Source organism: Streptomyces asiaticus (assembly GCF_018138715.1).
In the GTDB taxonomy this organism is placed as follows: Bacteria; Actinomycetota; Actinomycetes; order Streptomycetales; family Streptomycetaceae; genus Streptomyces; species Streptomyces asiaticus.
The window spans coordinates 96,292-119,734 of sequence record NZ_JAGSHX010000002.1 but is presented as its reverse complement, the minus strand read 5'-3'; the positions used below and the strand labels follow the sequence as shown (position 1 = coordinate 119,734).

General features: G+C 68.2%; 26 protein-coding genes, 1 tRNA gene and 3 pseudogenes. 21 read left to right on the top strand and 9 right to left on the bottom strand.

What is annotated here, in order from left to right; translation table 11 throughout:
- Window positions 1–135 precede the first annotated feature (135 nt).
- Genes KHP12_RS06225 through KHP12_RS06215 form a run of 3 tightly spaced genes read left to right on the top strand, consistent with a single transcriptional unit; the run spans window position 136 to window position 2,113 of the window.
- Window positions 136–354, top strand: a complete 219-nt coding sequence (locus tag KHP12_RS06225; RefSeq protein ID WP_211831794.1) for a hypothetical protein — start codon at window positions 136–138, stop codon at window positions 352–354.
- Window positions 351–1,286, top strand: a complete 936-nt coding sequence (locus KHP12_RS06220; RefSeq protein WP_211831793.1) for a sigma-70 family RNA polymerase sigma factor — start codon at window positions 351–353, stop codon at window positions 1,284–1,286. Before KHP12_RS06225 ends, KHP12_RS06220 begins: the two co-directional genes overlap by 4 nt.
- Window positions 1,283–2,113, top strand: a complete 831-nt coding sequence (locus KHP12_RS06215; protein ID WP_211831792.1) for a hypothetical protein — start codon at window positions 1,283–1,285, stop codon at window positions 2,111–2,113. The genes KHP12_RS06220 and KHP12_RS06215 overlap by 4 nt, the downstream gene beginning before the upstream one ends.
- Window positions 2,114–2,145: 32 nt before the next feature.
- On the opposite strand, the gene KHP12_RS06210 is transcribed toward KHP12_RS06215, so the two are convergent.
- Entirely contained in the window at window positions 2,146–2,343 is a 198-nt protein-coding gene (locus KHP12_RS06210; RefSeq protein WP_211831791.1) for a hypothetical protein, read from the bottom strand.
- 1,278 nt (window positions 2,344–3,621) lie between these two features.
- Between KHP12_RS06210 and KHP12_RS06205 the strand changes: the two are divergent.
- Window positions 3,622–4,332, top strand: a pseudogene (locus KHP12_RS06205) (PP2C family protein-serine/threonine phosphatase); the annotation flags it as partial.
- A 114-nt stretch (window positions 4,333–4,446) separates the two neighbouring features.
- Here KHP12_RS06205 and KHP12_RS06200 read toward each other — a convergent pair.
- Together KHP12_RS06200 and KHP12_RS06195 are read right to left on the bottom strand one after the other, a co-directional pair.
- Complete coding sequence (locus KHP12_RS06200) at window positions 4,447–4,719, bottom strand: hypothetical protein (protein ID WP_211831789.1); 273 nt, start codon at window positions 4,717–4,719, stop codon at window positions 4,447–4,449.
- Window positions 4,712–5,014, bottom strand: a complete 303-nt coding sequence (locus KHP12_RS06195) for a hypothetical protein (protein ID WP_211831787.1) — start codon at window positions 5,012–5,014, stop codon at window positions 4,712–4,714. Before KHP12_RS06195 ends, KHP12_RS06200 begins: the two co-directional genes overlap by 8 nt.
- Before the next feature lie 1,413 nt (window positions 5,015–6,427).
- Here KHP12_RS06195 and KHP12_RS06190 point away from each other — a divergent pair.
- From KHP12_RS06190 to KHP12_RS06165, 6 genes are all read left to right on the top strand, one after another.
- Window positions 6,428–6,829, top strand: a complete 402-nt coding sequence (locus KHP12_RS06190; protein ID WP_211831785.1) for a hypothetical protein — start codon at window positions 6,428–6,430, stop codon at window positions 6,827–6,829.
- 132 nt (window positions 6,830–6,961) lie between these two features.
- Complete coding sequence (locus tag KHP12_RS06185) at window positions 6,962–7,714, top strand: ATP-binding cassette domain-containing protein (RefSeq protein ID WP_211831784.1); 753 nt, start codon at window positions 6,962–6,964, stop codon at window positions 7,712–7,714.
- A gap of 3 nt (window positions 7,715–7,717) precedes the next feature.
- Complete coding sequence (locus KHP12_RS06180) at window positions 7,718–8,986, top strand: DUF7224 domain-containing protein (RefSeq protein WP_211831782.1); 1,269 nt, start codon at window positions 7,718–7,720, stop codon at window positions 8,984–8,986.
- Window positions 8,983–9,576, top strand: coding sequence for a hypothetical protein (locus KHP12_RS06175; RefSeq protein WP_211831780.1), 594 nt, complete (start codon window positions 8,983–8,985; stop codon window positions 9,574–9,576). The genes KHP12_RS06180 and KHP12_RS06175 overlap by 4 nt, the downstream gene beginning before the upstream one ends.
- A 31-nt stretch (window positions 9,577–9,607) precedes the next feature.
- Window positions 9,608–9,940 (top strand): hypothetical protein, encoded by a 333-nt coding sequence (locus tag KHP12_RS06170; protein ID WP_211831779.1) that lies wholly within the window; start codon window positions 9,608–9,610, stop codon window positions 9,938–9,940.
- Window positions 9,941–10,031: 91 nt separating this feature from the next.
- A complete protein-coding gene (locus tag KHP12_RS06165) occupies window positions 10,032–10,607 on the top strand; it encodes a GNAT family N-acetyltransferase (RefSeq protein ID WP_211831778.1) in 576 nt (191 codons plus the stop codon).
- Window positions 10,608–10,663: 56 nt separating this feature from the next.
- Here KHP12_RS06165 and KHP12_RS06160 read toward each other — a convergent pair whose 3' ends face one another.
- The gene (locus KHP12_RS06160) at window positions 10,664–10,894 is read right to left on the bottom strand and encodes a DUF8825 domain-containing protein (RefSeq protein WP_308016692.1); all 231 of its coding nucleotides are present in this window, start codon (window positions 10,892–10,894) and stop codon (window positions 10,664–10,666) included.
- A 203-nt stretch (window positions 10,895–11,097) separates the two neighbouring features.
- Here KHP12_RS06160 and KHP12_RS06155 point away from each other — a divergent pair, with 203 nt between their 5' ends.
- A complete protein-coding gene (locus KHP12_RS06155) occupies window positions 11,098–11,787 on the top strand; it encodes an HNH endonuclease family protein (RefSeq protein WP_211831775.1) in 690 nt (229 codons plus the stop codon).
- Window positions 11,788–12,083: 296 nt separating this feature from the next.
- The gene (locus KHP12_RS06150) at window positions 12,084–12,983 is read left to right on the top strand and encodes a methyltransferase domain-containing protein (protein ID WP_308016693.1); all 900 of its coding nucleotides are present in this window, start codon (window positions 12,084–12,086) and stop codon (window positions 12,981–12,983) included.
- A 27-nt stretch (window positions 12,984–13,010) separates the two neighbouring features.
- Here the strand turns inward: KHP12_RS06150 and KHP12_RS06145 are convergent, their stop codons facing one another.
- On the bottom strand, window positions 13,011–14,045 hold the full coding sequence (locus KHP12_RS06145) for a hypothetical protein (RefSeq protein ID WP_246642985.1): 1,035 nt from the start codon (window positions 14,043–14,045) through the stop codon (window positions 13,011–13,013).
- Between the two features lie 141 nt (window positions 14,046–14,186).
- Window positions 14,187–14,666 (bottom strand): VMAP-C domain-containing protein, encoded by a 480-nt coding sequence (locus KHP12_RS53265; RefSeq protein ID WP_372455170.1) that lies wholly within the window; start codon window positions 14,664–14,666, stop codon window positions 14,187–14,189.
- A gap of 603 nt (window positions 14,667–15,269) precedes the next feature.
- Here KHP12_RS53265 and KHP12_RS06135 point away from each other — a divergent pair.
- The 4 genes and pseudogenes from KHP12_RS06135 (at window position 15,270) to KHP12_RS50670 (ending at window position 16,740) form a co-directional block, all read left to right on the top strand.
- Entirely contained in the window at window positions 15,270–15,530 is a 261-nt protein-coding gene (locus KHP12_RS06135; RefSeq protein ID WP_211831773.1) for a hypothetical protein, read from the top strand.
- Window positions 15,531–15,941: 411 nt separating this feature from the next.
- Complete coding sequence (locus tag KHP12_RS06130; protein ID WP_246642984.1) at window positions 15,942–16,334, top strand: hypothetical protein; 393 nt, start codon at window positions 15,942–15,944, stop codon at window positions 16,332–16,334.
- Between the two features lie 68 nt (window positions 16,335–16,402).
- A pseudogene (locus KHP12_RS53260) lies at window positions 16,403–16,525 on the top strand (GNAT family N-acetyltransferase); the annotation flags it as partial.
- 5 nt (window positions 16,526–16,530) lie between these two features.
- A complete protein-coding gene (locus KHP12_RS50670; protein WP_246642983.1) occupies window positions 16,531–16,740 on the top strand; it encodes a hypothetical protein in 210 nt (69 codons plus the stop codon).
- Window positions 16,741–16,791: 51 nt separating this feature from the next.
- On the opposite strand, the gene KHP12_RS06120 is transcribed toward KHP12_RS50670, so the two are convergent.
- Window positions 16,792–17,679, bottom strand: a complete 888-nt coding sequence (locus KHP12_RS06120) for a hypothetical protein (RefSeq protein ID WP_211831772.1) — start codon at window positions 17,677–17,679, stop codon at window positions 16,792–16,794.
- 581 nt (window positions 17,680–18,260) lie between these two features.
- On the opposite strand from KHP12_RS06120, the gene KHP12_RS06115 reads away from it, so the two are divergent.
- A complete protein-coding gene (locus tag KHP12_RS06115; RefSeq protein WP_211831952.1) occupies window positions 18,261–18,800 on the top strand; it encodes a DNA glycosylase AlkZ-like family protein in 540 nt (179 codons plus the stop codon).
- A gap of 127 nt (window positions 18,801–18,927) precedes the next feature.
- Window positions 18,928–19,004, top strand: a tRNA-Met gene (locus tag KHP12_RS06110).
- 213 nt (window positions 19,005–19,217) lie between these two features.
- On the opposite strand, the gene KHP12_RS06105 is transcribed toward KHP12_RS06110, so the two are convergent.
- On the bottom strand, window positions 19,218–19,532 hold the full coding sequence (locus tag KHP12_RS06105) for a hypothetical protein (protein WP_211831771.1): 315 nt from the start codon (window positions 19,530–19,532) through the stop codon (window positions 19,218–19,220).
- 37 nt (window positions 19,533–19,569) lie between these two features.
- A pseudogene (locus KHP12_RS06100) lies at window positions 19,570–20,365 on the bottom strand (IS5 family transposase).
- 32 nt (window positions 20,366–20,397) lie between these two features.
- Here KHP12_RS06100 and KHP12_RS06095 point away from each other — a divergent pair.
- The 3 genes from KHP12_RS06095 (at window position 20,398) to KHP12_RS06085 (ending at window position 23,433) form a co-directional block, all read left to right on the top strand.
- Entirely contained in the window at window positions 20,398–20,733 is a 336-nt protein-coding gene (locus KHP12_RS06095; RefSeq protein WP_211831769.1) for a transposase, read from the top strand.
- Window positions 20,730–21,152 (top strand): hypothetical protein, encoded by a 423-nt coding sequence (locus tag KHP12_RS06090; protein WP_211831767.1) that lies wholly within the window; start codon window positions 20,730–20,732, stop codon window positions 21,150–21,152. Before KHP12_RS06095 ends, KHP12_RS06090 begins: the two co-directional genes overlap by 4 nt.
- A 115-nt stretch (window positions 21,153–21,267) precedes the next feature.
- Window positions 21,268–23,433 (top strand): NACHT domain-containing protein, encoded by a 2,166-nt coding sequence (locus tag KHP12_RS06085; protein ID WP_211831765.1) that lies wholly within the window; start codon window positions 21,268–21,270, stop codon window positions 23,431–23,433.
- Window positions 23,434–23,443 lie beyond the last annotated feature (10 nt).

Sequence of the window (23,443 nt, the reverse complement as noted above, 5' to 3'; positions counted from 1 at the left end):
TGATCTCATGATCACGTGGCGTGTTCGAATAACTAACCGTCATGCTGACGTCTCAGCTCCCCGATGGCGCGTCGGCACCGCCCCCGAGGGAGTCCTTCCGGACACTCACGTACCCCCTCGACTGGGAAGGTCCCGATGCACAGCAGGCAGGTGTTGACCGCCATCACCTTGATGGCGGTCCTCTCGTGGAGCGTGGTGATGGCCGCGCTCGGGTACGTCGCCGCGATCGCGGCCCTGGTCCCCTCCCTCGGGCTGCTCGTCCAGCAGATCGTCAACGCCCTCACCAGCGCCAGACCGCCACAGGCCGACGTGCCCCCGCACGCAGCGACACAGGACGAAGGGCGCACCCGATGAGCCCCTCCAAGCGCCCACCGCAGCCTGACGGGGAGCCTCCAGGTAGGCGGGGCCGCAAGCTGGGACCGATCGCCGACCGCGTCGGAGCCGCGCACCGCGCCTGGCTGGAACCCCTGCGCGCCAGATTCTTCGACAGCGGCCTGACAATCGGCGAACTGAGTAACCAGACCAGGTACTCGAAGTCGAAGATCTCGGAACTGCTGCGCGGCGCCGGCCTCTACCCGCGGTGGGAGATCACGAGCAGCGTCCTCCAGGCTCTGAACGTGCCCACCTGGCCCATGCTGCGCCTGTGGATGGCCGCAGCGGCCGAGGCGCACAAAAAGCCGAACTGGATCAACGGCTGCATAGAGACAGAGACGGTCGTGCTCTCCACCGGCCCGGCCAAACCGCCCGTGGACACCGGCCCGGCCAAACCGCCCGTGGACCACCAGGGGTTCGTTCAGCTGAACCGCGTGCGCTACACCCGCTACGCCCAGACCTTCCTCTCTGACAGCAAGCAGGCCAGCGCGGTGGTGAGTGAAACGTTCGACATCCTGTGGCTGCGGTGGGACGAGACGCTGAGAAGCGCTAACGTGCAGAAGTTCGCCTGGTCAGTCCTGCGCAGTGGCGTCATGGCACGCACGCCCCACATCGACGGCTGTCCTGACCTGGCCCCCGCGGCTTTCAACACCGTCGTCCTCGGCAGGACCGAAGCCCCGGCGCTGTTCGACCAGATCGAGGAATCCCTGAGCCTGTTCAAGGCCATGAGCCGTCTGCCCGATCACCAGCTCGACGTCATGGTCCTCAAGTACCTACGCCGCATGGACGACACCGTCGTCGCCGATGTCCTGGGCGTGCCGCTCGTCTCGGTGCAGACCGCGGACCGCTACGCCAAGAAAACCCTGAGAGGAATCTTCGATTCCAACGACCCACCGGAAGGGACACCCCAGTGACGACGATCGAGGAACTGCTGAGCCGAGCACTTCTCGTGGACGAACCCCGCATCCCGCGTGACGTCGTTCCGCCCTCGGCCACCGAATCCCCGGCCCCCCTGGACGCCACGGCTTCCAGGGACGAGCGCACATCTCTTAGCCATACGGCGGCATACGACCTGCAGACCTTGTGCGAAACCGTCGTGACCCACACGGCAGCCACCTCACTGCGGCACTTCGTCACCGAACAACTGCCGGAAGCGTCCGGCGCACGGGTCCTGGGCTGCATCCTGCAGCTGACCGATGCCGAAGACGGCGCCCGATTCTGGTGGCAGTACGCCGCCGGCGCCGGAGACGACGCGGCGTCCTACTGCCTTTACCTGTACCACCTGTCCCTCGGAGAGACCCATCTGGCCGATTTGTGGCTCGAGCAGACCGGCGTCGACACGCATCCCACGTCTGAGATCGTCACACTCTCCTGCGAATCCGAGCAGGCCAAGGAGTTCGTGTTCGACTTCGACTCCAGCACCCCGACCGTGCTGCGTGTCCTCGGGCAACTCCTCGCCAAGGCCGACCGGCCCCGACCTGAGATCTTCGACGCGGTACTCGCCTACGTCCCCGGCGCGGTCACCATCGGCTACATCGCCTACCCAGAGTTCGACATTCCGCTCCCCGGCACCGACTTCGCAGCCCGCATCGGTGACATCCTGACCCGAACGTCCCGGACTCATGCTGGCACCACCCGGGCACAGCGCAGGCCCAGCACAGGGCCCAAGCTTCCCGGGCGGCACCAGCCGGCGCGCGCGAACCCGTCTCTGTGCAAACAGCCAGTGCGAGGGCACCGGTGATCGTCCAGCAGAATCCGCAGCTGGGCGCCAGCTCATCGGCCGGTCACAGAGAGAGCCGCAAAACACAGGGTGAGGCACGCGGCGAACGTGACGCCGCTGCGTGTGAAGGCCGCTGGGACCGTGGCACCGTCCCACCGGGCGAGGGCGAAGGCGATTGCCGCGGCGACGATGGAGAACAGAACGGCCATGGCCACGGCGAGGAATAAGAAGGAAGGAGTGGTGTGGTCCACGAGTGCACCGCCTGGATCGTGTTGTATCGGTGGAGGAAGACAACGATCCCTGGGCAGAACTTGCGGGCGAGCCGGTTGGATGTATGTCCGGTGACAACAGGGGGTTGTCCGCCGAACAACCGAGGGGGAAGGCAAGTGGGTGGCGGGAGGAATCGACCGGGACGGCCGTGGGCACCGCCGCGGGGGTCGTGCACCGAGATCAATCAGCTCGTTGAGCTGGTGCGGTCCTGGATCGACGAGTCATCGGTTCCGGTGAGCCAGCTTCACCAGCGGCTCACACCGGACCATTTCGTTGCCCGAGCTGTGCCCGAGCTGCGCCGCCTACGAGACTTACTGGCCGGTGACGGGCTGGAGTGGGACGTCGTCGAGGCCGTGGCCGACGTGTGCTTTCCGGACGACTCCAGTGACCGGTGCAAGCCACGTCTGGAGACGGCCAGAGCGTTATGGGACCGGGCACAGTCCAGCCCCACACCGCTCGCGGGAGCGCAGGAGCTGGCGCTCGCCAGGGAGCTGCTGGCGGCCAAGGACCGCACGATCGAGATCTACCAGGAGATGCAGCGGCTCCAGACGGCCTACGAGGCGAGCGAACGGGGCCGGTACCAGGCGCTGCAGATCGCCACCCTGCTCTTCGCCATGGCCGGCCAGGCCCAGGCGAAGGTTACAGAGCTGAAGCGCCGAGCCGATGCCCTGCGGTCGCTGTCGGCCCGGCGTCCGGAGGAGAACACGCCACTGGAGCGACGTCTTTCTCGGGCGCAGCGGCAACAGGAGGAGCTGAGTGAACAGCTCCTCCGTGCCGAACAGGAGCGGGACATCGCCCAGCAGGTTGCCGACCATGCGGCCCGCCGGATCCAGGTCCTGGAAGGTGAGCTTGCCGAGCTGCGCTTCCGGATGGCAGACGATGACCTGGCGCCGTCAGGGAGTCCGGCCCCGCAGTTGCTTCAGCACCGTCTCGGCGGCGCTGATCCTGACGATGCGGCTCTCGAGGACGTAGACCGTGCGCTGGAGAAGGTGCGCGCAGTTCTCGATGAGGAACATGCGGCCGTTCAGCAAGCGGCCGACGACGTTGGCTACCGGGCGTCGTCGTCAGACCGTATGCCCCCAGACGCTGGCGCTTCCCGGACGAGGACCATCGCTGGGCGAATAGAGCGTGTGTCCGAACTTCAGGTTCCCTCCGGTGCGGAGCAGTCCCAGAGTGACGCGGGGTTGTCCGGGACAACCCCGAACAACTGGTGGCAGTTTGCTGACGGCGTCACCGCGTCGGTGCAGAGCGATGATCCGATGCGCTTCGACCTGCGTGAGCGCATCCGAGTGCAGAGCAAGTTGCCCAACCTGCCGCGCGGCTGGCACCGCGAGATGGCGCTCCGCCCGGCGCCCGGCAGTTCCTTCTCCGGCGACTTCGTCGTCGGGGCCCGCACGAACAGCGGCCGCAGGCTGGATGTGGTCCTGACGGATGTGTCCGGCAAGGGCTCGGAAGCGGGCTCCCGCGCCCTCCTGCTGTCTGGCGCCTTCGACGGCCTGCTGGGCTCGCTTCCACCCGCGGAGTTCCTCCCGGCAGCGAACAGTTATCTCCTGAGACAGGACTGGGACGAGGGCTTCGCGACCTCGATCCATCTGGCCCTGGACCTGGTATCGGGCGACTACGAACTCTTCTCCGCCGGCCATCTGCCTGGCCTCCAGTACAGCGCGGGCAGGGACCGCTGGGAGGAGAAGGCCGCAGACGGCCCTCTCCTCGGGGTGTACGACGGTGCCCAGTTCAACCCGGCCCAGGGCTCTCTCCGCCCCGGTGATGTTCTGATGCTCTACACAAACGGCCTGGTCGAGACTCCGGGGCGCGACATCGTCGAGGGCATCGACCGTCTCACCGGTGAGGCTGACCGCTACATAGCCGACAGCGGGATTCACGGCGCATCCTGGCACCTCATCGAGGCGGTGGCGGAGGACGTCAACGACGACAGAGCCCACCTCCTGATCAGCCGCGACAGGGAGTGAACCACGTCGCCGAGAGACAGCGCGCGTTCCAGCACTATGCCGGGCCCGTGCCGAACGCACGCAGCTGGTCAGCAGGCTGGGTGCGGAACCTTCGAGGGGGGACTGGAGCTTCGGTCAGAACGGTACAATCCGGGTGAGGACGACGTCGTGGGTGTCCTGGTTGATGCGGTACTCGGCGATGCCGCGCCCGCCGGGGATCAGGATCTCTCGCCAGTCGTCATCGCCCTCCAGCGGTGTGCTGCCCTTCAGCCACGGGTCCTCGGCGATGGACACCGTCAGGGCGACCACCGCGGAGAACAGGTCCGCGGACAGCCTCGGGTCGGCCAGAGCTTCCCCCACCGCTTCGGACGGGGCGACCGGCCATAAGTCGCGGGGTTCGTCACTCACCGGGCATCGCTCCGCCGTTCGCACGGCGACGGCGCGCGATCTCGTCCCAGCTCGTGGTCGGCAGCGTGCCCGCCTCGGCGGTCGCGTGGATACGGTCGCGCTGCGGGTCACTGTCCAGCATGGCCCGGCCCCACCACTCGGTCAGCGTCGCATCGAGCTCGGCGCCCTGCTCGGCCGCGAGCACCTCGGCGAAGAACTGCGCCCGCCGGGCGCCCCGCAGGGCCTCAGAAATACCGCCGATGGTGCGCGGGACCCTCGGCTCCGGCTGGTGCGGGTGGACTGGCTGTGCGGTCACCCTCTCACTTCCCTTCATCCTCATGAGTCTGACGGGTCCGGCCTGGGGCATTCCACAACAGAGTCACCTCACCGCCGACGCCCTCATCATCCCAGGAGGCCGTGGCCTGGAATGGCGGGACCGCTGCATTGGGGTGTCCAGCGGCAGTACTCGACGAGGCGGCCCAGCCAGGCAGGTGAGCGCTGCGCTGAGAATGACCGTGCTCCGGTCCGGGTTGCCCCTACGGACGGAAGCCGTCGATAGCCAGTTCCAGCAGGCGGTTGGCCTGGGCGGCACCGACGGGGTTATCGGGAGCGCCACAGGCAGCTCATGAGCATGATGACGTCGCTAGGCTCGAGGCCGGCTCGGTGACGTGCGTGCTTGCGGTGCGCAGGCCGGCCACTTGGCCATTGCGCGTCGGCGAGTTCTTCAATGCGCAGTCCTTGGCCGGTGGTGAGTGCCCGGGAGAACCGCAGCAAGGGCGACCAGGGCCCCGCGAGTGGCTGCCCACCGATCCGGGGGCGCGCTGCCGATGCCTCGAGGAATGGACCGTGGTGAAGTCCCGCTGGGGCCTGTCGGAGGACCCCGGCGAAGTGGCGGCTCTCACCGGCCCCGCTGACGGTTGCCGTGATGCCCGCATTACCTACGCACTCGCCCGCTGAACCCGACGCCCGGTCGCCCGCCCTGGACGTATGGGGCATGGCGGACGGTGTCGACCGGGAATCCATCCACATAGTGTTCCGGGCCCCCGCCAGGCATTGCGCTGACGCCGAGTTGCCGGGAAAGCAGTTGTTTAATTCATCATTAAATTTCACACCATGAGATCCGGTCATTTTCGCCGATTATTGGCCACCTTTTAGGTGCGTCATGTTCGAGGTGGACGCCGGGGGCGCGTCGGGCTGTACCGCAGAGGTGAGGCTCGCGGGGTGAGCGGTAGGTGAACTGGTGCGGGGCCCGGCTCGGAGATGCTGCCTGCGCCCTGCCGGGTCCGGCCCAGATCTAGTCGGCGGCCGGTGGGCTGATGGCTATGTGTGCGGCACCGTCTGGTTCTGGACTGTAACTATGTGATGACTGTGCGTTTTCGGCCATTGTGGCTGCAGGGGTCCGCGTGAGCATTGCGGAGAGCGGCTGAACCTCGGGGCGGTCCCGGATTGCGACTCGCTCACGCGTGCGACCTGGATGGATGCGGCATCCACCTCTTCGGTCGAGCGATGCGGTCGCTTACGAGTGGATTCGAACGATGCGAAAAGCAGTGCGACACTCGCACGCTTTTGGTCGTTATTCAGCGCGATCATCGCTGTGAATCGGAGATGTGGATATATGTTCGTGCAGCGATCGCGAGCACGACAGCGCTGCATCCGGGGGGAATGCGAAAGGTGCTTCCTCCGTCATGCCTGCATGACTCATGTCATGCGCAGGACACAGGAGCAAAGAATGCACATGCACCGGAAAGCCGTTGGTCTCGTCGCTGGGGCCGTGTTGCTGGGATTCGCCGGCGCGGTCCCGGCCCATGCCGAGGGCAGCCGCACCACGTACTTCACCGGCTGGCACCCCGGCAACGAGTCCTCCCGCTGGACTGACAACAACACCGACGGTGTCAGCACCTCGGTGACCCTCAGCGGCTGCCACACCGACGGGGCCAACGGGTTTCAGAAGGCCAACCTGAAGCTGTGGAAGAACCGCGACCTGCTGCCCGACGACGACAAGGGCACCCGCAGCAACAGCTGCGGCAAGTCCGCCTGGGGTGACCAGTCGTCTGGTAAGTACTACTTCGAGCTCTTCAGCTTCACCACGGGCGGCACCATGAGCGCCAACAAGGTGGTCATCGCCTACTAGAACCCGAAGACAGTACGGCACGTCTTCACAGGTGCCCGGGCGCAGGCGGGCTCTGCCTGCGCCCGGGCACCTCCCGCTCCGCTCCTCACTACAGCCGCCTCGGGACCACCCTGGCGGCGGATTGTGCGGCTCATGGCCTTGGAATTCCGCGGTGTCTCCTTCCGGTATAACCGGAAGACGACCGTTCTCGACAGCTTCGACCTTCGCGTCAGCAGCGCGGCAACGGTGCTGCTCGGCCCGAACGGGGCGGGGAAGTCCACGCTGATGGCGCTGGCCGCTTCCCAGCTCAAGCCCCTGGACGGCACGGTCACCTGGAAGGGCCGCGGCCCCGCGGCCCGCAAGGATGTGCGGGCGTACCGGAAGGCGGTGGCCTGGCTGCCGCAGCACATCACGCCCGTACCGGGCCTGACCGTACGGGAGCAAGTCGCCTACGCCGGCTGGCTCAAAGGCATGAACCGCACCGACGCCTGGAAGGCATCGGCCACCACGCTGGGCCGTGTCGGCCTGGACAAGCTCGCCGACCGCCGCAGCCACCAGGTCTCCGGTGGCCAGCTGCGCCGGATGGGCATCGCAGGCGCCCTCACCCATCACAGCGAGCTCATCCTCATGGACGAGCCGACCGCCGGCCTGGACCCCACCCAGCGCAAGGTCTTCCGGTCCTTACTCGAACAGCTCGCCGACGACGTGCACATCGTCGTCTCCACCCACCAGACCGAAGACCTCGCCGACCTTTACCAGCACGTGGTCGTCCTGGACCGGGGCACGGTGCGCTTCCACGGCACCACCGCCGAGTTCCATGCCATGGCCGACAACGCCGGCAACGCCCAAGGCCCTCGCGAGCGCGCGGAAGCCGCCTACACCCAGCTCGTGGGCGAGGAGATCTGACCCGTGCTGCTCCGTACCCTCGTCCGCGTCTCGTCCGGCACCCGCCTTCTGCCGTTTCTGGCCGGCTTCATCGTCATAGCCCTCGGGGACAACTTGTCCGAGTGGGTCACGCCCCACTACTGGCTCTCCGCCACCGGCACCGCGAGCCTGGCCCTGTCCTTCGTGGGCCCTGCGTGTGCCGGAGCCGGGGCCTGGGAGGGAAGCCGGCTCAGGCGCGCACGCATCTCCGACCAAAACGCGGTCCGCTCGCCACTTGCCATCGCCTTCCCCCTCTTGCTGCCGGTGTTCGTGATGGGCGTGGTCGGCATGACGGCGGCCCTGTTCGTATCCGCGGCCGCCGCCGACGTCGGCTTCGGCATGCCCAACCTCGGCATCCTCGCGGTCGAAGCGGTGCTGCTCGCGGCCAACACCCTGGTCGGCTTCGTTCTGGGCCGTCTATGGGCTCCGATCGTCGCGGTGCCGGTCACGCTGATCGCGAGCTTCGTCGCCAACGCCTACCCGGTCTCCTGGAGCATCGTGTGGATCCGCCACCTCGTAGGCGGAGGACTACAGGACTGCTGTGTGCTCGACCAGAGCCTGGACGTATGGGCGCTGGTGAGCGCGGGAACATTCGGTACGGGCGTCTGCCTGTCCGCCGCCGTACTGATCCAGTACCGCAATGCCGTCCCCGCCGTCGTCGCCGCGGCCGCGCTGCTCGCCGCAGGGCTCGCGGGCGGTGCCGCCTCCGCCCACGGCATGGGAGCTGACCCGGTGACCTCCCGCCCGACCGGCGACCTGGTGTGCGACCACGGTCGGCCCCGCATCTGTCTGTGGCCCGAGATGGACCAACGAGCCGACATGGTCCGCACCGAGTCACGCAAGGCCGTCGCAAGGCTCCGCCAGGCCGGCGTCACGGTGCCCACCACACTGACCATGGCCGACCGGCCAGGCCCCGACGAGACCAAGCTCGCCATCGGTCCCGGCATCAGTACCCTCGGCGTGCCCACAGGAGTGGCGGCAGGGCTCCTCCCACAATCCCCTGCCTGCGCGGACAACGGGGAACCTTACCCGGCCGCTGACGCCTACGGCCCCGTCGGAGCGTGGCTCTCCCTGACCGCCGGCGCCTCGCCCCGGACCCTCACCAACCGGGTCGCGCCGCCGGAACTGGCCCTGGCCCAGCACGTCCTCAAACAGTCCCGGCAGGCCCAGCTCGCTTGGTACAAGCGCAACACCCGCGCCATGCGATCCTGCAACGCCACCCCCCAACTGGACACCAGCGGGAGCCACGGATGAACTGGTGGCTGAAGGCCCGCGCCGTTCCCGCGCTGAGCGTGTCCGTCGTCGCCACCAATGCGGTGGGACTCCTCATGGGCAACGCCGAACTCCCCGTGCCCGTGCTGACCGGCCAGTCCGGACACTTCCTCGTCGGCCACCTCATCACGCTGCTGCCTGCGATGCTGCTCCTCCACGGCATGGGACGCGGCGACCTGCGCACCGAAAGCGTCGCCTGCCGACCCGTCCGGAAATGGGACGCCACCCTCGGCCTGGCGGCCGCCGCCACCGGGGCGGGGATGGCAGCCCTCTGCTACGCCCTGGGGGCCGACAGCATCGCTCTGGTACTGGGGCGCAACATCGCCGGATACGTGGGCCTGGCGCTGCTGCTCTTTCCCTTCCTCGGCCACCGCATCGCGGCTGTCACCGTCGCCATCGTGCCCCTTGTGTGCGCGGCGGCCGGCTGGAGAAGCGGCGGCCGCCCCGAACCATGGGCCTGGATCCTGTACCCCGCGAACTCCCTGACCGCCCCGCTCATCACGGCAGCCATCGTCCTCGCAGGCATTCTCGTATGCCTCACACGACAGAACCCTTTGCGGTCCGCTCACTGAGGAAGCCATCAGTACAGCTGAACCCGACCACTTGGGATCGCCGGCGAGACGTTCTCCCACCAGTGGTGCGTCCGGGTCCGGCGACGCGAGCGGTCGGTTCACCGCGCAGCAACTCGAGGCGGGTATCGGCGATCGCGAAGGCCCGCCTGAGCCCTTCTACCAACGCCCGGTCGATCTGGTAGAGCCGGGCGCGCTCATCCCGTTGCAGCAGCCAGAGTGCATCGGTCGGGGCGATGCGGCGCTATACCGCCTGAACACTGGTCAGGGTTCGGCCGATTTTGGCCGCGGCGAGCTGGATCAAATGAACACCCGCCGCAACGTCCGCGACTACGAACGCTTAGCCCAGCGCTCCGAGGCCACCTGACCTGGGCACTCATTACCCTCATGGCCAGGCGGCTTTCCCGCCAAAGCCCCGGACCAGCTGGTCGAAGAAGCTGGCTGCATAAGATCCCCGGATGGCAACCATCAGCTACCTCTTACAAGGACCGCGAGTGGCCATTCGCCACGTCGGTCGCCAGGACTACGACGAGCTGACAGCACTGGCTCAAGCCAGTGCCGAGATGCTCCGCCGCTGGCTGGGGGTCCGCGAGAACACGAAGGAAGCGTTCGCCAGCTACATCAAGCGGTACGAGCAACGCACTCATGAAGGCTTCGTGATCTGCCTGCGCAGCACCGGCGCGATTGTCGGCGGCGTCAACATCAACAACATAGTCCGAGGCAGCCTTCAGACCGGAACCCTGGGCTACACCGCATACGCCTCCACGACCGGCTACGGCTACATGACGGAAGGACTCAGGCTCGTCATCCAGCATGCGTTTGGCGAACTGGAACTGCACCGGCTGGAGGCGAACGTCCAACCCGACAACACGTCGTCACTGAACCTGATCAAACGCCTGGGCTTCCAGCGCGAGGGCTACTCAACCGCCTTCCAGTTCATCAACGGCGCATGGAGAGACCACGAGCGCTGGGCCATCACCGCAGAGATGGCGGCAAGGGCCGAACAGCCCGCGAACCGAGATCAGCCCCACTGAGGTTCACAGACACCCCCTGAAAATACGGAGTAATGCCTCCGATCGGGCGGCGAGTCTCATCGTCCGACCTCACGCCGGGCGAACTCCTTGAGCTCCATGCGCGCGGCCGGTGTGCCCGACGGCCCACACCAGTACGGATGCGCGGCGATCTGTTTCGACAGCTGCTGCAGGCGTCGACGGTCCGTGGTGGTGCTGGCCGTCGGACCGGATTCGGCGAGTTGCCAGTACGCGCGGTACCAGGCGGTCTGCGCCTCCACGAGGTCGAGGGGGAAGTCGTGCTGGCTCATGCCCCACATTAGATCGCTTGTTCGAATTTTGAGACAACCAGACGCCCCGAGGGATGTGCAGCAGGAAGTCGGTGCGAGAGGTTCCCGGTCGATATGCCTGCGAGCTCGAGAGCAGCTGGAGCCTCGCTGCTGTGTATCCACTTTGGGGTGACGGCTCGGGGAATTGAGCGTTCGGCCCGGTGGGTCGGTCCACGGTGACGGTCATGATGATTCGTCGCTGGGCCGCTGCCGCGGCCGCCACGCTGGCAACCGTCGGGCTCGTGGGCTCCGCACCCTCGAGCTGGGCTGTACCGAGCACACCGGGCACCGCGTCTTCCACCACCGCTCCCGTAACAGCGGCGGAGCTCCCAGAGCCCCCGACCGCCGAGGAGGCCCGGGCAGAACTGGGCGAGCTGACTGTCGCGCCCGAGGACGATGTCCCCGGCTACAGCCGGGCGAAGTTCCCCCACTGGGCCACCCAGTACGGCACCTGCGACACCCGCGAGATCGTCCTCGCCCGGGACGGCGATCAGGTCACCCAGGACGGGCAGTGCCGGGCGACGATCGGCAGCTGGCGATCGGCGTACGACGGCGCGGTGCTCGACGCGGCATCGAAGGTGGACATCGACCATGTCGTGCCGCTGAAGGAGGCATGGCGGTCCGGCGCCTCACAGTGGACGACCGCGGACCGTCGGGCCTTCGCCAACGATCTCGCCCATTCCCAGCTCATCGCCGTCTCGGCCCGTTCCAACCGGGCAAAGAGCGATCGAGACCCCTCCGACTGGCAGCCGGATCTGGCCAGCTACCGCTGCACGTACGCGCGTGCGTGGATCTCGGTGAAGCACGCCTACGGCCTCACCACGGACGAAGAAGAGCATGCCGCTCTGACCGGCATGCTCGACACCTGCGCCTGATGCGCATCTCCAGGCGCGCTTGGCATGTCCGGCGCGCCGGGAGCCGGGGGAGATGACGCCGTACGCCAGGCGATTGCAGCCGTCGCCGCACCCGCGGGTGCTCCCACGCGCTCTACCGCGGCCCCTGACATCGCGTCATCCTGACGAGGCTACAGAAGTCAGGAATATGGAGTAGCTCGTGAGCAAACATCGCAAACCGGATCCAAACCCGGGGCAGGGAACTCAGCCGCCGAACAACTCGGACGGGCAGGTGCCGCCGCCTCCGCCGCCGGCCGGGATACACCGGAAATAGCCGCGTGGCCGACTACGACGCCTCGCGGAAGCGGCTGGACGAGGCCATGGACCAGCACGGGCTGTGGCCTGCCCGCTCGCCCTGGACTCGGCAGGCCGTCGCCGACACACCACGGCACGCCTTCGCGCCGGACCAGCTGTGGCGCTGGGACGGCCACACCTACCAGCCGATCGACCGCAGCGCCGACCCCGACCGGTGGGCCGCCGAAGTCTACGGCCGGCCCCACGACGCGGCCGTCACCCGGATCACCGACGGCGCCCCCTCCTCGAGCCTGTCATGTCCGTCCATCGTGGTGGACATGCTCGACTCCCTCATGCTCGAACCCGGCCACCGCGGCCTCGAGCTGGGCGCCGGGACAGGCTGGAACGCGGCCCTCCTCACCTGGCGCGCCGGCCCCGGACAAGTGGTCAGCCTCGAGGTAGACGACGAACTGGCCCGTCAGGCCAAGGAACACCTCGATGGGGCTGGGGCCGACGCGGCGGTCGTGGCCGCCGACGGCGCCGGAGGCTGGCCGCCCGGCGCGCCGTACGACCGGGTGATCTCCACCTACGCCGTCGACCAGGTGCCCTGGGCGTGGGTGGAGCAGACGCGGCCGGGCGGGAGGATCGTCACCCCGTGGGGGCGGCTGGGACACGTCGCGCTGACCGTCGCCGAGGACCACCGCTCGGCTGTGGGGTGGATGCAGGGGCTGGCGACGTTCATGCCCGCCCGCGGCACACCGCCCGCGAGCAGCTGGCCGCACGTGCGTGGCACCGGCCCCGCCGACGACGAACGGCCCTTCGCCCGAGACCTGCATGCCCTGAAGGACGACGCGCACCTGATCTTCGCCCTGCGCATCCACCTCCCCGACGTCCAAATCAGCACCGGCATGGACGACGACTCCGTTGCTGGCGGCCTTAACTGAGACCCGCTGGCGGGTACACCGCGTCGTTCATCGATGGCGACACGCGGCGATCGCCAGGGGGACAAGTACGGCCAGGAGTCCGACCCCCACTCCCACCGGGGCCGTGAGAGAGGGGTGCTGATACAGCACGTACACCGTGGCCGTGCAGACCAAGAGCACCACCACCACGGTGAGCACCACCACCGTCACCAAAAGGTGCTGCGGCGGTTCGCCCTGGGATGGCCGTGGTTGCTGATGGGTGGTCATCTGGGTTGTCCTCCGGCTGTCAGATGCTCCCCCCGCCGCACCCGGCGTGCCGTGCGCCGGCAGGGGTGGTGAATCGTCGGTCTGGGTCAGCGGGTCTGTTCGGGGAGTCGTGGAGTCAGTCATGGCCGCAACCGCCTCGGAGACCACATGTTTTCTCCTGTGTGATGCTGGATCGGGTGGGCTTTCCCCCGAGCGGGCGAGCGCCTGATGGGCCAGGACAAGGGCGCGAAAGGAGCGCGCACCCTCCAGGTACGGCCCGGAAAGAGCCTGGTAGACCTGCTCCTGAAGACGGATGTACGGCAGCAGGCGCTCCGTCCTGGGAAGGTCTCCCACCGAGCCCGAGGGGTGGTTGAGCAGATCGCGCAGCATCAGCAGTGGTTTCCAGCGGCGGCCCAGCCGGTCCAGGACGCTGCCGAGGATGTACAGCGACTCGTCCCGCATCCCGGCGGACAGCAGCAGTTCGCGCACCCCGTCGTGGAACTCGTAGCCGATGCCCGTCTCGTCCAGCGGGTCGGCGGTCGCCACCTTGCGCAGCAGCCCGCCCAGCAGCACCTCGGCCAGATCGCCCGGACTGCCCTCCGGCTGGTGGATGCCCTGCACGAACTCCATCACGGGAATGTTCAACGGGGCCGCGGCCAGCCGGGACGCCAGCCGGAAGGCGCTCGGCGAGGCGGTGGCGCGGAACCGGAAGACGCGGTCCCAGGCGCTCGGTTCCGGTTCGGGATCCCAGCGCTCGGCAGGCGCCCCGGGCAGCACCGCCATCGTGTCCTCGCCGCGCGCCGACGGGCGGGCCACCAGCCGCGCCCAGTTGGCCATCAGGCTTACGTCGTACAGCAGGCCCCCGGTGCCCTGGATAGATCCACCAGAAGCGCGGTATCCCGGACGGCAGGGCACCGGAGGCGGAACCCGAGTCCTGGTGGATCCGTCCGTTGTCGCGCCGCGCAGGCTCTTCGTCGCTCATCGACCACCCACCCCCTCGTCCGGCCCCGTCATACGCCCTTGCGGTTCCACGGGACGGGTCGGGTCGTCCCAAACGAGCACCACATGCTGTCCGAGGTGACTCTTCCCCTTGAGCGGAGCCGATCGTATGGGCTCCAGACGTAACTCTGTCGCGGCTTCGCGGAGCCGTGCCAGGTGCCCGCTGGCATCGGCCTGTTTTTGTCTCAGTTGCTGGACGAAGTCGGGGTCCCGGATCGTCCGGCCGTCCCAGGCGACCACCGGAATCCCGGCTCGCCAGACGGTCAGCGCATCCGAGCTGCCCTCGGGGTGGCGCCCAGTGGCGAGGTCAGGACCAGCTGCGGATCGGCCCTGAGTGCGTGGGGATCGCCGGAGCGCGGGCTGTCCGGGTCCTCGCCGTCCACGACGAGCTGCTGGGCGCGCTCGGGCTGCTGGTCGAGGAGGTTCCAGCGGTGGTAGTCGGTCACACGCGGGTGCCACCCGCCCGGACTCCGGGACAACTTGTATGCCTTGCAAGCCTCTCGTGACGCCCCTGGCGAGTATGTCCGGGACGCCGGGACCGGCGCGCCCGCCCGGCCAGGAACCGCCGCCCGCCCGCCCGCCGCCAGGAACCGTCGGGCGCGCCCGGTTCGGAGCCCCGGACCCGCACCCGCTCCGGGGCGACACCGGTGTGGCACCAGCGGCCCTGGTGCAAGACGTGCAGCACGGCGGCCGAGGCGTGCCGCGCCCAGCGAGCCAGCGCCCACTGGGCGGGATCCACCGCAGTGGATTTATCGCTCCTCAGCCGCCTCACGACTTCCGTCGCTCCACGAGCACGTTCCGCGACGCCAGCGCGACCGTACGGACGAGCGGCAAAACCGGGTCCGGCACGCCGGCCACGTCTCCGTATCGGACTCGCACGGGGACCGGCCGCCAGTCTCGAGGGCCGTGGTTCTCCCAGTACGTCCGCGCCTCGGCTAGCGGCTTCGGCCGGGGTGTTGGGACCGTGGGCATCTCGAGGGGCCGGGACCGGCGGCCGGTGAGCGCGATACCGTGGGCGGCCTGATGTCTGCTCGTTTTCATGACCTGGCAGGAGCGCCCCGCGTGCCCGAGGACCCCATAGCCCACGGCGAACTCGCCGCTCTCACAAGGCGTTTCGAAGAGGTCGACCAGAAGAACGACCGCGAGTTCGGGATCATCAAGAGCGACCTGACCGCGGTGCGTCTCCAGGTCGGGAACCTCGATCAGAAGGTAGACCGTCTGGAGAGCCGCCTCGAGGAGCTCGGGCAGAAGATGGACCGGAACCAGGCCCAGATCGTGGAGCTGCTCACGCGGCTGGTCGGCCAGGACCCGAGCACCGGCTGAACACGTTCCTCAACAGGGCAGGGCCCGAACCCCAGCCGCCGAGGTTCGGGCCCTGCCCTGTTGAGGTCGCGGCAGCGACGGATGAATGGCTGGGCTGGGCTCTGGCGGGGTGATCCGAGCTGTTCCACGGCCCCACTGGCCACGGGCGCCCGTGGCCACCACGCAGTGCGCCTCCCTGACGCCCGCTGGGCAGACCTCGCCTGCGGGACGGCCCGGGTCGAGCAGCTGCTGGCCCGGCCGGCGCCCGGCCCGCCGGATGGTAGAACCGGGCATGACCTTCTTGACGCCGGGCGTGGCGGCTGCCGGTATCAAAGCGACAGGGAGCGTGGCCAGCGCGCTGGTCGGGCGGTACCGGCCTGTGGGCGTTCCCCGGCTGGCAGCAGGGAAGACCGCGCGGAGGCGTACCGCCGGTTGCTGGACGCCTCCACCCGCTCGTTCAACTACGCGTACCAGTTCGCCCACCTGAAGCGCGAGGCCGGACGCGCCGCGCACAAGCTGCTGCTGGGCCAGACCCCCCAGGTGTGGGAGGTCAGCAGCGAGCTCATCAGCGCGCTGCACGGGGTCCGGCTGTGCGGCAGCGTCCACGTCATCGCCGCGGCGGAAACCCTCGTCGAGGCCACCAGCAACCTGGAGCTGGGCGAGAAGAGCGCCCGCCGATCCCAGCGGCAGGCCGAGGCCCTGGTCACCGCGCAGAGGGCCTTCCTGGACGTCTGCCGGGAGGATCTCGCCTACACCGCACGCTGGTACCAGGTGCGCCGCCGCCGCGCGGAACGCCGCTTCCTTCGTGAGCAGACCAGGGACTGAGGTCAGCCCATAGCGGCTAATATTACGCTGGCTTCGCCCTGGTCGTCGCGTACGCGGGCGGCACACCCGTGGGATTCGGCTACGCCTTCCCCTGCTCCGCCGACTACTGGTTCGGCGTCGGCCTGGTCGACCAGGTCCCCGCGGGCGCCCGCACCGAGCGACTGATGGGCCTGTGCGAGCTGGCAGTCCGCCCGCCGTGGCAGTCCCAGGGCATCGGCGCCCGCCTGCACGCCGAGCTCCTCAAAACCATCGCCCCGAAGGGTCGTCGCTGCTCGCGCTGCCCTCCAACCGACACGGCCAGGACCTCTACGCCCGGCTCGGCTACGAGTACGCAGGCCCCTACCGCAACACCGCCGACGGCCCCGAGTTCGACCTACTCCTCCTCAAGGTCGAGGAATCTGCCTGAGCCCGAGCGGGGCCTCTCACAATGGCATGGAATCGAGTCGGCAGGTGAGGACTACCCAAGGCCGAGGATGGCGATAAGTTCATGCATGAAGGCGTTGAGTAGCGTCAGGCTGGAGCCGGCGGCGGTATTGTCAGGACTACCCGGCAGCCCCGCGGTGTGGTGCACCATGGCCTCCATAATCCAGTCGAGTCGCCGTGCTACCTGGCGTGGATCCGAATTGAACCGGCGACGCGCTTCAAGGAGCTGCGCTGGGGTGACCGCTTCTTCCCTGAGCCGTGTCATCACCTCATTCCGACTGTCGATGTATCCAGCGAAGTCGTTAAGCACCTGCCCGAGGTTCGGCGTATCGTCTCCTGCTGTGGAACCAGTTGCACGATCAGCGTGCGCCGACCAGGAGAACGAGACCTCTACCAGCACGGAGAGCACCCTCGCACGGTCCCAGCACCCTTTCCCAAGACACTGCGCCACCACGAGGCGTGCCTTGCGGATCTGTGCTGTCGAGGCCGACGGGTGAGCCAGGCCATTGACCAAGGCGCTCGCGATCTTGCAGTTCTCAGCTGCGGTTGATTGCATTCCCAGCGTGTTGCGCAGAGCTCGTCTTACCTGCTCGGTGGGGAGGTCCAACAGACCGAGCAACCACAGACCGACGATTGTCCTTGCCAGAACGACGCGCCGGTAACGCCATCCTTGCGGCAGGCGCTCCCTCACCCACAGAAGTCTGAGAAACAGCTCCCGCTGCTCCGGCGGATACACACGATGGTCACTGCCGTGTTGGCTGCTCTTTCTGAACGCGGGTTGAGCCAGCAGGCCAAATTCGGTCCAGTCTCTGACCGAGCGGGAGCTGACCCGCGTGAAGCCCGCTGCATGTGCGTCAGCGACCAGGTCATCGGTAGTGCCGGGCCTTGTGTCTGTGGTGGAAATATGTGGTCGCTGCATCATTTGGACCACCCGGCCGCGTTGACGAGCATGGCCGCTACTGCAGCCGCAGCCCCGCGGGCAGCGCCCAGCCACCCCTCTCTCCGGAGCTCTGACAGTGAAGGACTACCGCCTGAGCAGCATGATCGTTCTTGCGGCGTACGGGTGTGCACTTCGGTATTCCGGCGGGGCACAACACTCTCCGATCCAGTACACGAGGGGGCCGGGCGGAATCAGCCTCGCGGATGGCCCCTGACTACTGAATCGGCGAAGGCGAATCTGCGGTGTAAGTTCCAGCTGCCGGTGATCGAGGGCCGTCTCAGCGGGTCCGTCATCTGCTGTCCAGGGCTACTGCACCATTCCCCGGTGCCACGGCCAAGCCACCTGCCGCTCCTCGGCGCACCCGATCCGGTCTGCCGCTGCCCGCAGCGAACGACCCACTGGCTGGTGTCCGGGAACGACGTGACGCCGCTTCCGGCCGGGCGGCGCAGTGTGGTGCGAAGCGCCGCGGCGGTGGCTGCGGCGGCCGGATGCCACGCGCAACGTGGGCTTGATTTGGATGCACGGGAGATGAGCCGCTCGCTGTAGGGGAACTGGTGCAGTACATGCCCGCCTGGGGTGGCGAGCACCATGTTCGGGCACGGGGCCGGGCCGAGGATGGGCAACTGGCAGGCCGCTCCGGCCCAGCAATCGAGGCCGAATGGACCGTCGTCGGCACTGCCCAGCGTCGGTACGCGAAGTGGGTCAGGCTCTACGAAACCGACCCGGCTGTAGTGATCAAGCTCCTCGATGAGACCGACGGCCGCCGAGATCCACTGGCGGGTTCACCGGTGCCCGCGCGTTTCGTCGCCGACTTCGACAACCTGGTGCTGTCGCACGCCGACCGGTCCCGGATTCTCGGGGAGGTGGATCCGGGCCAGGTGATGACGGCCAACGGGATCGTTCGCGGCACGGTCCTGGTCGACGGATTCGTCGGCGGTACGTGGAAGTTCGAGCGGCGGCGAGGTGAGGCGGCGGTGCTGGTCGAGCCGTTCGGGCGGCTCGGGATCGCTGACCGGGAGGCGCTGGAAGCGGAGGGCTCCCGGCTGCTGGCGGCCACCGATCCGCAGGCGTCGGCCCATGCCGTCCGCTTCACAGGTAGCTGAGTTCGGCCCTTGACTCGACTGCATCCGTCAGGCTGCCGGAGCCAGAGAAGGCGCTCCCGCACCGAACATCAGGGGCGTGGAGTATGTCGAACTCCTTCGCCCGCGCCGTGTAGGGTAGGCGGACCGACGCGGGGTGGAGCAGCTCGGTAGCTCGCTGGGCTCATAACCCAGAGGTCGCAGGTTCAAATCCTGTCCCCGCTACCAACGCACCGGCCCCCTCGACGCCATGTCGAGGGGGCCGGTGCGTGTCCGGGCGTTGTCCTACGGAGCCGCGCTCGAGGTCGCTGTCGGCCGCGATCCGGAGCTGCTGCCCTTCGGAGCCGTCACCGAGATCCCCGTCCGGCCAGGCACGATCAGCGGCCGATGGATCCGCCGGCTGACGATGCGCGACCCGACCGCCGCCCACGCCGTCCTCGCTCAGGAGCTGTCCCGCTTCCCTGTTTCGGCCGGGTCCGTGGGCATGGAGTCGGGTGCGGTGGAGAGTGTCCACCGGCCGTTCTCAGGCGTGGTGGTGTCGAGTCCGCTGGTGGCGACACGGGCGTCACGCAGCGCGGTGGAGAGCAGCGTGGACGCCTGGCGTGCCCGATGCAGCGCACTGCCAGCACTGCGCAACTGGCCGTCTGTGTGTCCCTGGCCGTCGACGGAGGTCAGCAGCCCGGCAGCCCCGAGGCGGTCGAGGAACTGGGCGGTCTGCTCGATGACCTGATCCAGGCTGTCGGCGGCGGCCCACACGGAGCCAAGCAGGGCGTGGGCCTCCTTAGACGTCGTCTCATTTGGTAAGTCTTCGGTAGCAGATGAGGCTGCATGCGATGGCGGTGAAGGCCAGGAAGTGTTCGGCCTTGCGTTCGTAGCGGCGGTGCAAGCGACGGCAGCCGGCCAGCCAGGACATCGTGCGCTCGATCGTCCAGCGATGCCGACCGAGCCGGGTGGAGGACTCGATGCCCTTGCGGGCGATGCGGTGCCGATGCCTCGCTTGCGTAGCCATCGGCGCAGGTGGTCGTAGTCGTAGCCCTTGTCCGCGTGCAGCTTGGCGGGCCGTCGTCTGCGCGGGCCGCGGCGGGAGCGGATCGGCGGGATGCCGCGCACGAGCGGTTCGAGTGCCTGGCTGTCGTGCAGGTTCGCGCCGGAGATCCCGATGGAGAGGGGTAAACCGGTCCGCTCGGTGATCAAGTGGATCTTCGAGCCCTTCTTGCCCCGGTCCACAGGATTCGGACCGGTCAGGTCCCCCCTTTCAGGGCCCGCATGTTCACCGAGTCGATCGCGCAGCGCGACCAGTCCAGGTCTCCGCGCGCACCCAGCTGGTCGAGGATGAGGCGGTGCAGTTTCGCCCAGACCCGGGCGGCACTCCACTCGGTGAAGCGCCGATGCGCGGTCGGCCCCGACGGGCCGAAGACCGGCGGCAACTGCCGCCAGGTGCAGCCCGTTGCGGCCACGAAGATGATCGCGGCCAGCACCTCGCGATCCCCGTACCGGCGCCGACCGCCGCCCTGCGGCCGCGACGGGGCAGGTGGGACCACCCGCTGGAAAAGCTCCCACAACTCGTCCGGCACCATGCGCTCGACCATCACCACACGGTTCAGACTACCCAGCACTCCAAATGAGACGACGTCTTAACAAGGTCGCCGCCAACACCGACAGCGTTCAGAAGGCCCTGGTCGATCAGGGCTTCAAGAGCGCCGTCGTCGCGCACGGGGAGAAGGTGGGCATCGAGGTGGAGATCGTCGAGCGCAACCCGGCCCGGACCGGGTTCGTGCCGATCCCCAAACGGTGGATCGTGGAGCGTGCCTACGGGATCTTGATGCTGCACCGCAGGCTGGTGCGCGACTATGAGCACTTGCCGCGCAGTTCGGAGTCGCGGGTGTACTGGGCGATGACCGCGGTGATACTGCGCCGGCTGACCGGGACGACCGCAGCGGCCTGGCGCAGCACATGAGTGGCGGGGAGCTGACCCTCGGCGCGGTGCTGGCGCGGCTGGAGGAGCGAGAGGGGGAGATCGCCGCGCAGACCGAGACGACGAGGGAGCAGATCGCGCAGCTGACCGCACGGCTGGACGAACTCGGCCGGGCCGCCGAGGAGATCCGGATCACCCGCAAGACGCTGCTGGAGCTGCCCGATCCGCAGCCGCCCGCGCCGCCGCCCCCGAAGCTGCCGGACCATCCGGCCTACCAGCAGATCATGGCGGTCTTCTCCGCGGCCGACGCCCCGCTGCGGGCGCGGCAGGTGTGCGAGGCGATGGACCTGGAAATCGCGCCCAACAACATCAACAACACCCGCCTGAAACTCAAACGGCTCGCCGAGCGAAGAATCCTGGTCGAGACCGAGCAGGGCTTGTTCACCCAGCCACGGCCATAGCCGCCCGGAACGCCCTAAGGCAGGATGTGTGCTCATGATGCGGCGGGGGCGTGCCGGGGCAGTCTCGGCAGTGGTGTTCAGCGTTGCGGTGTGCTTGGCCGGCCTGTGGTGGACGATGGATGCGCTGCCGAGGGCGAAGGGGGACCTCGACCAGGCGGGGGTGCTGGCCCTCCTGCCCAGCCTGGTGGGTGTGGTCCTTGGGGGATGGGGATCGTGGGCGGGGATCCGGGCCCTGCAGGACCAGCGCACGGCCTCGGTGATCGCGGAGGAACTCGCCAGACTGGTGGCGCGGGCGGAGGGCAAGCAGTACCGGCAGTTGCTGGGCAGCGGACAGGCAGCGCCGGACGGGCGGATCGACCTCACTTTCACGGCGACGGCCACCGGGATGAGCGGTTCGCGCGCCGACGGAACGTTGGAGGGGATCGCCGACTACTACCGGAGCCTGCGGCCTGGGCGGATGGCCATCACCGGTACACCGTCCGACGGCCGGGACGGGCAGACCGGCGGTGACGCGGGAACAGGCAAAACCGTGCTCGCCCTGTCCCTGATCCTGGGCCTGGCCAAGGAACGTTCCCCGCAGGCGCCGGTGCCGGTACGACTGACCGCGGCATCCTGGCCCGGCAGCGACATACGTGACTGGTTACGGGCACACCTGACCGACGTCTACCGTCTTCCCCGCCGCGAAGCCGCCCGCCTGGTGGACGCCAATCTCGTTCTGCCGGTCATCGACGGTCTGGACGAAATGGACCCGGGCACGACCCCCGGCTACACCTCACGCGCCGCCGCCCTCCTCCGCTGCATCGAACGGTTCGAGCACGGTGGCGAACACTGCCCTGTCGTTGTCACCTGTCGGCACGCCCACTATCAGGCCCTGGTGGAAGCCGGGACGGAACCCCGGATCGTGGCACGCATCGCCGTGGCACGCGTCGACGCCTCCCGCGCTCACAACTACCTGTCGCAACGCGTCGCCGGTACGGAGCGGGGCCGGGCCCGCTGGCAGCCGGTCCTCTCCGCCCTGGACACGGTGGCGACGGGTCCGGCCAGCACCGTCCAGCCGGAACACACCCTGCTGGCCGAGACGCTGGACACACCCTGGCGACTGACCCTGGCCGCCACCGTCTTCGAGGAGCGCACCGCAGACGGGCGATACCTGCGTGACCCCGCCGATCTCCTCGTCCTGGCCGCCAGCGGGCATCTTTACGAGTACCTTTTGGACCAGTACATCGGCGCTGCGGTGGCCGCTGGCCACCGTGGGGCGGACGACGTCTACCAGCCGCAGGGCGCCGACAGCCGTCCGCGACTGGACGCCAACACCATCTGGCGCCACCTGGCATTCCTCGCCCGCTACCTCAACGCCAACAGCGGCACCGGAGACGGCTCACCACGCCGCGTCGCAGGGCGCACCCTGAGCAGCACCGACGTCGTCCTCCATGAACTGTGGCCCGTGGCGGGGAAGTATTGGCCACGGTTGACCGAGCGCGTCCTGATCGTGGCGCTGCTCCTCCTGGCAGTTCCGCAGGCGGGGGGTGACATCTCAAGTTACCCAGCTGTGTGGGCGTTCCTCTTCTGCCTCCCGGTGCTCTACCGCCCAGCATGGCCCAGGCCACGGCGGATAGACCTGGGCCGTCTTCGCACCCGCGCCGGTCGACATGCTCTCATGCTGGGCTTCACGGCCGGTTTCGTGACCGGTTTCCTGATCTACTCCGGAATGGTCTACGCATTCCCTTGGGCAGTGGCGGACAACGTACTCGAAGGCGGCCTCTTGCTCGGCTTCCCGATCGGGCTCGGGGCCGGACTCGCACGCGGTCTCATGATCAAGCAGGAGGACGCAGGCGCGGGAGTCGGCCCGCGTCGCCCCATCCACATGGACCTCGTCGCTGCAATCGTGTTCGGGCCCGTCACAGCGGGCGGGGGAGCGGTCGTGTTCGGGCTCGTCACAGCGGGCGGGGGTGCGGTCGTGTTCGGGCTCGTAGAGATGCTCGTGCGGGCCATGGCGTACGGGACCTATAGGTGGGAATTCGAGGCTTTGTACATGGCCCAGGTCGGATTGCTGATCGGAGCCTTCATCTTCTGTCTCCCTGTCGCGGGCGGCTCGGCAGCGTTGCGGTATTTCACGCTCCTCCTACACACCCGCAGGAAGTTGCCGTGGCGGTTGGGCCGTTTCCTTGACACCTGCTACGAACTCGGCATCCTGCGCGTGTCCGGGACGGCATGGCAGTTCCGACATCGCGAACTCCAGGACCACCTCGCCGCCCGCCCCGCGCCACCACCCTGCTCATGAAGAGCGTTCC